At 54.1% G+C, this 1416-nt stretch carries 1 protein-coding gene; it reads left to right on the plus strand.

What is annotated here, in order from left to right; translation table 11 throughout:
• On the plus strand, positions 1-1222 hold a 1222-nt coding region (locus ACTHUE_RS19075; protein WP_440424178.1), incomplete at its 5' end, for an aconitase family protein.
• Positions 1223-1416: the final 194 nt, after the last annotated feature.

Below are 1416 nucleotides of genomic sequence, written 5' to 3' on the forward strand. Positions count from 1 at the left end.
GCTGCCTGAAATGGAAAAACTCGGCTTCGGTATCGTTGCCTTCGCATGTACCACCTGTAACGGCATGAGCGGCGCGCTGGATCCGAAAATCCAGAAAGAAATCATCGACCGCGATTTGTACGCCACCTCCGTATTGTCAGGCAACCGCAACTTCGACGGCCGCATCCATCCGTATGCGAAACAGGCTTTCCTTGCTTCGCCTCCGTTGGTCGTTGCCTACGCGCTGGCAGGCAGCATCCGTTTCGATATTGAAAACGACGTACTCGGCGTTGCAGACGGCAAAGAAATCCGCCTGAAAGACATCTGGCCTACCGACGAAGAAATCGATGCCATCGTTGCCGAATATGTGAAACCGCAACAATTCCGCGACGTTTATATTCCGATGTTCGACACCGGCACAGCACAAAAAGCACCAAGCCCGCTGTACGACTGGCGTCCGATGTCCACCTACATCCGCCGCCCACCTTACTGGGAAGGCGCACTGGCAGGGGAACGCACATTAAGAGGTATGCGTCCGCTGGCGATCTTGCCCGACAACATCACCACCGACCACCTCTCACCATCCAATGCGATTTTAGCCAGCAGTGCCGCAGGCGAATATTTGGCGAAAATGGGTTTGCCTGAAGAAGACTTCAACTCTTACGCAACCCACCGTGGCGACCACTTAACCGCCCAACGCGCAACCTTCGCCAATCCGAAACTGTTTAACGAAATGGTGAGAAACGAAGACGGCAGCGTACGCCAAGGTTCGCTGGCACGCGTTGAACCCGAAGGCCAAACCATGCGCATGTGGGAAGCCATCGAAACCTATATGAACCGCAAACAGCCGCTCATCATCATTGCCGGTGCGGACTACGGTCAAGGCTCAAGCCGCGACTGGGCTGCAAAAGGCGTACGCCTAGCCGGCGTGGAAGCGATTGTTGCCGAAGGCTTCGAGCGTATCCACCGCACCAACTTGATCGGTATGGGCGTGTTGCCGCTGCAGTTCAAACCCGGCACCAACCGCCACACCCTGCAACTGGACGGTACGGAAACCTACGACGTTGTCGGCGAACGCACACCGCGCTGCGACCTGCCCCTCGTGATTCATCGTAAAAACGGCGAAACCGTCGAAGTTCCGGTTACCTGCCGCCTCGATACTGCAGAAGAAGTATTGGTATATGAAGCCGGTGGCGTATTGCAACGTTTCGCACAAGACTTCTTAGAAGGAAATGCAGCGTAAGGAAAATCGGGTATCGTCAAAATATCCGGGCTACGCTCAAAAAAGGTTTTCAGACGGCCTCGAATGCTTGAGAGGCCGTCTGAAAAAACCATACTAGAAATACAAAGGAGAACTCGAAATGCCGCAAATTAAAATTCCAGCCGTTTACTACCGCGGCGGTACATCTAAAGGCATTTTCTTCAAACGCACCGATC

The organism is Neisseria sp. P0021.S005 (assembly GCF_051956955.1).